The organism is Prevotella brunnea, assembly GCF_008016795.1.
Lineage (GTDB): Bacteria > Bacteroidota > Bacteroidia > Bacteroidales > Bacteroidaceae > Prevotella > Prevotella brunnea.
In genome coordinates this window covers 1-6,240 of record NZ_SDIK01000063.1, presented here as the reverse complement: position 1 = coordinate 6,240, position 6,240 = coordinate 1, and the positions used below count along the sequence as shown (strand labels likewise).

The following is a 6,240-nucleotide window of genomic DNA, read 5'->3' as shown; positions in this document are numbered from 1 at the left end:
ATGTGCGTTGACGAACAACTCTCGGTCATGATACATCAGGGAGTTCATGATTAATGACTGAAGGGTAACAAAACCCTCGCTGCTGCTTGTGTAATTCGAAAGAATTTCCGAAATTTGCGAATGTGTAAGTTTCATTTTTTTCTTTTTTAAAGTTATCAAATACAAAGATAAGAAAAAAGAAGCTTACACACTTTTATAGGACAGTACCTTTCAAAACGAAAGGCAACACCGATGTTGTTCAAGGAATCATATTTGAAAAAGACGGATGTAGTTTCAGTGGCTCAAAGATAGACCGAACGTGCTCTTTCTCTCGCCTCAATGCTGAGATAGAACAAAATTCTCACAAACATGAGAAAACTAATCTACAAAATGAGCCTATGGTAGATTCTGTAGATGAAAGCTATATCATTACCGACCTATCTGAAGCAATTAGTAAAGTGTTTTCTATGCCAACACCAAGTAATGGCGTAGATGTTGATGAGCTCCGCTTCCAAAAGAAACTTCGCAATAGAGCTAATCGCAAACGTAGAATTTAATCACATCAAATTTATATCAGTATGAATAACGAAATAGCACCTGTTCTTGATATGCTCGAAGAACTTAAACAAGAATGCAAAGCCATCAGTAAGGCACAGATAGAACTGCGCACTACTATTGCAGAACAGCTATCTATTCCAAAGGGAGATAGTGTTAAAACACAAGAAACCGTGCAAATCCATCTCTCGAAAGAAACCCAAGCCAAAATCAAGGAACACCAACTTTTTGTTTTGGAGGCACTATCAGAGTCGAGTAAGAAGCTTGACCCAAAGTTTGAAGCCTTGCACCAGCTCATCAGTAAGCAACAAAAGCCCATAGAATTTAAGAACTACTCACTATTTGCCAGCGTACAATTAGCCGAGCGCCTGTTGCTTTTATTTGTCTGCGGACTGGTCATAGTCAGTTGCTGGTTCTTCGGTATGGGAGCCAACCAACTGCAAACAGCCTCTGATTACGACCTGCGTTATCGCTATCTGCGTATGCAGGGCAAAGCCACGCCTGTAGACCTCGCCCATCTCGACAGCATCTTTATCACACATCGCAATCCCAAAACCATTCGGCAGATACAACAAAAGGTAGTCAATTACGAACAAGCCCTGCAACGACAAGCCGAGTTATTGCTACAACAGGATAAGATTAAGCAAGAACAAAGAAAACTAAAGAAGCATTTGAAGAAATAGTGAACACTCCAAGAAATTGTTTCATACAACTTCTTGGAATGTTTGATAATTAAACTATTCTTTGACCTTCAACTTGGTTAATCCTTTATTTTTATTCTTCGCTTGTAGATACCTTTATCTGTATGAATTTGATAATTATATCTTCTGTATACACTCATAATAAATAGAAATTAATTAGTCATCCAATTTATGGGATTTTCTTTTTTGTATCCAGATTTCATCATCACTGGCCAACAATATTTTAAAAAAAAGAGTTAGTAATGTACCTCCTTCAATGTTTGAGGATTTCTTTCGGTCAAACATACTCGTGCATGCAATGTATACAAGAAAGGATTTTGCAACAATTAAATCAATCTCTCTACCTAAGATGGTTCCTCCAGTCTGTAAAGTCTTAAGTGTAGAAACTGTCAGAAAGAAAAAATACCCAGCATAGATGATAAAATTCAAATTTTCTTTTGTATATAGGAACTTTACCAATTCTCTCATGAATAACTGGTAATGATGATCATTCCCTCGAAATGGAACTTGCCTTAAGATAATATTGCGTATAAATATTGAACCTTGTGATGCAATAATAAAAGGGAGTGTAAGAAAAATAAAAAGCTTAGCGTTTAACGTTATATTATATCCTAACAACTCTATACTTATCACTATAAAAAATATTGGTAAGAAAGAGAAAGCAAACATAAGTATGAGCGTTAGCATTATTGTTAAAAAGGGCATAATCAGGTTGCCTAGCTTTAATATGAAAACTGGAATTGATAGAATAAATCTAATAATATTGCAAACTCTATTCTTTGGTAATGTCTTATCTATATATCTATCAATAGGAATAAATGTTAGTAGCCAAAATGGAATTGAGAGTAGGGCAATGGCATCATATGCATCATGAATATTTGTCAAAAACAGGGACATTACAACAGATCCTATAGCCAAAATGCCAATTATGATAATCCATGTTATAGGTGTGATAAGAGCTGGAGAATTCATTATCCTATACCGTAAGGTTGGTCTTAATATTTTTTGTATTTTGGTTTTATCTGTACATTCTGAGAAGCCTTTCTTAATCAACTTATAATTATACTGCTTATCTTCTCTATTAAGTTGTTCGATAGGATATTTTAGTATTGTTTTATCTGATAGCAAAACTAGGACATATTCTTCATCAATAGTACCATATGAGTCCAAAGTATCTGAGCAAAATTTAATATCTACAATTTCCTGATTTCGTTGAATTGCATCTTGTTCAGCAATAAAATGAATAGCATCAGTAACTAGAGAAGCTTCCTCCTTTCCTAGTAAGCTACTACGGCGATATATAAATCCGAAAAGGGCAATAGCACATAATGTAAAAATGCAGGAAATAGTATTAAGAAAAGGGGAAACAACCCATTTCTGAATAAAAAAACAAAAAAGACAAGCTAACAGGAATACAAGGCACCAGCCTATGGCTTTTATAAAATAATCGGTGTCATTTAGTACTTTATATTCTATATCTCCGTTATTATTAGTGTGTACAATTTTAGTTTTTATCATTTTAACTAATCTAAGTTTTTAGCACAAGCAACTATTTTCAAGTTAAGATAACACATTAATTACGTGGTCCTTGCTAAGCAAAGAACACTCAATATCAACACATCTTGTCCGTTTAATCTTCTCCTATAAATCTGTTAATTTCCTCTTCGACTTCCTCCACCGTAGGTAAAGCAGATTTTAGATTCTCGGGAATTACCTTTGATAGTTGATAATCACTAACGCCAATTGGTTGGTCGTAACCTGAAAGGGCATATTGCGCTACCACCTTATCGCCACCATTGCAGAGGAGCAAGCCGATAGTCTTATTGTCGTGCTCGCCACGTAGGGTATCGTCCACTACATTGATGTAGAAGTTCAGTTGTCCCATGTATTCGGGCTTGAATGGTGTCGCTTTAAGTTCGATAACTACGTATGCGTGTAGTTGGATATTATAGAGGATAAGGTCGGCATAGAAATCAGAATCACCTACTTCAAAATGCTTTTGCTGTGCTACAAACGCAAAGCCACTTCCCATTTCGAGTAAGTACTTTGTGATATGTGAAACCAATTGCCGTTCAATGTCTCGTTCTGCCATTTTATCTGTCTGTCCCATCATGTCAAAGATGTAAGGGTCCTTCATCAGATAGTTGGCAAGGTCGCTTTGCGGTTTGGGTAATCGCACAGAGAAGTTGCTCACTTTCTTTGCCATAATTTGCCGATCGAAAAGATTGGTCTCAATCTGCATTTGCAGAACATTGCGACTCCACCCATTAGCAACTGCTTGCGTAATGTACCAATAGCACTCGCCCAAAGGAAGTTTACTATTAAGCAGAATTACATGGCTCGCCCAGTTGGTGCGAACTATGGCAGAATGCTTGAAGATTTCCTCTATCTGACTGATGTCACAGTGATAGATTGATGACAATGTTTCAGTAACTTCTTCTAATTGTGCAACAGGCTGTTGCGTAATTGTATTCGATTGATTTTCCGTGGCTTGAATTAGTGCAACAGGTTGTTGCACAATTTGATTGAGTTCGTTTGTCAGACTTAAAACCTTCTCTACAGTCGGAGTTGTGAGCATGCTATCTATCCTGTCCATCTCTTTCAGCACTTCCAACGGATAAGCACTGGCAAACTGGCACATATAGAAGATATTTCTACGAGAATACCCTTTCTTATCAGGATATTTTGAGCGTATCGCCTTGGATAGATTGTCTATTACTTTGCTTCCCCAACCTTCTTTCTTTTGGAGGTAGAGGATAAAATGTCCCACTTTCCAATAGTGGAAAAGCATATCTGCGTTTGCAGAAGCTATTAAGCGTATTTGTGTATGCTCAAGATCGGTACCGATGGCTCGTACAACAAAAGATAGATCTTGGTTCCCTGTTTTATTTATTTCTTGGCTCATATCGTTTCGGTATTATAATTGGTTGAATTTACTCATGGCATTTGCCTTGATGTCATCTGCAATATCAATATAGGGTTTCATAGCCTTGTAATCACTGTGTCCTGTCCATTTCATCACAACTTGCGGAGGAATTCCCAATGCAAGTGCATTGCAGATGAATGTTCTGCGACCGGCATGTGTACCCAGTAAGGCATACTTAGGTGTAACTTCGTCAATGCGTTCATTACCCCTGTAATAAGTTTGGCGCACAGGCTCGTCAATACCTGCCAGTTCTGCCAATTCTTTGAGGTAGTCATTCATTTTCTGATTGGTAATGACAGGCAGCACCTTGTCATCTTCAAATGCCACGTCCTTGTATTTGTCAAGTATCGCTTTGCTGTGGTTGTTCAGCTCGATAATCAAACTATCAGAAGTCTTGACCGTTGTAACCTCAATGTGGTCGCCCTTTATATCACTTCTACGAAGATTAAACACATCGGAGTAGCGCAAGCCTGTGAAGCATTGGAAAAGAAATACATCACGCACCCGGTCCAAAGCTTGCTTAGTAGCAGGTATCTCGAACTCTCGGAGTTTGTTCAGTTCCTCCCATGTGAGGAAGATGATTTTCTTCTGTGTGCTTTTGAGTTTAGGTTTATAGCTATCGTAAGCATTGTTCTGGTGTACACCTTTCTTGAAAGCCCAGCGTAAAAACCACTTCAAGAAACTAAGTTGTTTGCCAATGGTTGTGTTACGCATCTCCTTTACGTCACGGAGATAACCCACATAGTCATTCAAGCCTCGCTCATCAAAGAACTCGAAGGTAAGTCCTTCACGAAAGTTGGTCAAATGATTTTTCACGGCTGCAAACTTTTCAAACGTGGAGTCCGTCCAATTGTTCTGACGTCCACAATCCTCGACAAAATCATCAAACACCTGAAAGAAATCACAAGGCAACGCTTCTTTCTTTGGCTTAGGTTCTTCGCTCACAGGTTTGTGCAAAGCATTGAAAGCCTTCTTTATCTGTTCGGGCGTTGGCATTACGTCCTCTACCTCAAACCTCTTAAATATTGACTGTATTTCTGTATAATACTCCAAGAGTGAAGTGTTGATTTCAGAAGCCGATTGTTTCAACTTATTGCTACAACCATTCTTCACACGTTGCTTATCTGTATCCCACTTGCTAGCATCAATGCGGTAGCCAGTGGTAAACTCAATCCGCTTGGACGCAAAATTAACGCGCATACGAATAGGCACGTTCTCTGTGATAAGAACTCCGTCCTTCTTCCTGCTCTCCAACGTGAAGATGATGTTCCGTTTGATGTTCATATCTTCGGGTGTATTGTTTTATGCACCCAAAGTTACACCCTAAAAATAATATTACCAAAGATTTTCCGTGAAATCTCATTTTATTAACATTTTGCGTAAACTGCTATATTACAATAGATTGATACAATTTGATAGCTTGTGATAGTTCAAGAGAAAGAGCCTCTCTCTCCGCTTTAAGTACTCTGGCAGCATCGCCAGAGAGTACTACTGAAAAAGTATAAGTATCGTAATTCCAACGAGTTACGATACTTTTGTTTTATAGTCCTCTACCTCTTCAGAGTAGTTACAGAGATAGCCGAAACGCCCAAAATACTCTCCAATGGCTACAATCTGGCTACACTTTTTTCTCGCAAAAAATAATTGTAGCCAAGAGTACGTAGAGAGTCTGTTTAGAGTACTTGTACATTGCTGTAGTTCAAACAATTATGTGCAACTTTGTAGGCGAGTTGTAGAGAGTTATTAGCACCGTAAATGTGTAGCTTTTCGGTACTGTCCTATAAAAGTGTGTAAGCTTCTTTTTTCTTATCTTTGTATTTGAAAACTATAAAAAAGGAAAAAATGAAACTTACACATTCGCAAATTTCGGAAATTCTTTCGAATTACACAAGCAGCAGCGAGGGTTTTGTTACCCTTCAGTCATTAATCATGAACTCCCTGATGTATCATGAACGAGAGTTGTTCGTCAGCGAAAATGCCCATGAGCAATGCAATGGCTTCCGTTCTCGTCGTTGGTACAGTCACGGCTTTGAGTTCTCGCTCCGTATTCCGCGCAGTCGTAGCGGAAACTTCTATCCC

At 38.2% G+C, this 6,240-nt stretch carries 4 protein-coding genes and 3 pseudogenes; 3 read left to right on the top strand and 4 right to left on the bottom strand.

Annotated elements, in window-relative coordinates; translation table 11 throughout:
* A pseudogene (locus tag ETF27_RS11505) lies at positions 1-135 on the bottom strand (IS256 family transposase); the annotation flags it as partial.
* Between the two features lie 65 nt (positions 136-200).
* Here ETF27_RS11505 and ETF27_RS08615 point away from each other — a divergent pair.
* Positions 201-536, top strand: a pseudogene (locus tag ETF27_RS08615) (mobilization protein); the annotation flags it as partial.
* Between the two features lie 21 nt (positions 537-557).
* Positions 558-1,217: a hypothetical protein gene (locus ETF27_RS08610; RefSeq protein WP_147785722.1), complete on the top strand. Its 660-nt coding sequence runs from the start codon at positions 558-560 to the stop codon at positions 1,215-1,217.
* A 174-nt stretch (positions 1,218-1,391) separates the two neighbouring features.
* On the opposite strand, the gene ETF27_RS08605 is transcribed toward ETF27_RS08610, so the two are convergent.
* The 3 genes from ETF27_RS08605 to ETF27_RS08595 all read right to left on the bottom strand — a co-directional run bounded on the left by ETF27_RS08605 (position 1,392) and on the right by ETF27_RS08595 (position 5,445).
* A complete protein-coding gene (locus tag ETF27_RS08605; RefSeq protein ID WP_130829668.1) occupies positions 1,392-2,753 on the bottom strand; it encodes a hypothetical protein in 1,362 nt (453 codons plus the stop codon).
* Positions 2,754-2,865: 112 nt separating this feature from the next.
* Positions 2,866-4,140 (bottom strand): PDDEXK nuclease domain-containing protein, encoded by a 1,275-nt coding sequence (locus tag ETF27_RS08600; RefSeq protein WP_130829669.1) that lies wholly within the window; start codon positions 4,138-4,140, stop codon positions 2,866-2,868.
* A gap of 12 nt (positions 4,141-4,152) precedes the next feature.
* The gene (locus ETF27_RS08595; RefSeq protein ID WP_130829670.1) at positions 4,153-5,445 is read right to left on the bottom strand and encodes a site-specific integrase; all 1,293 of its coding nucleotides are present in this window, start codon (positions 5,443-5,445) and stop codon (positions 4,153-4,155) included.
* Positions 5,446-6,003: 558 nt separating this feature from the next.
* Between ETF27_RS08595 and ETF27_RS08590 the strand changes: the two are divergent.
* Positions 6,004-6,240 (top strand): annotated as a pseudogene (locus ETF27_RS08590) (IS256 family transposase); the annotation flags it as partial.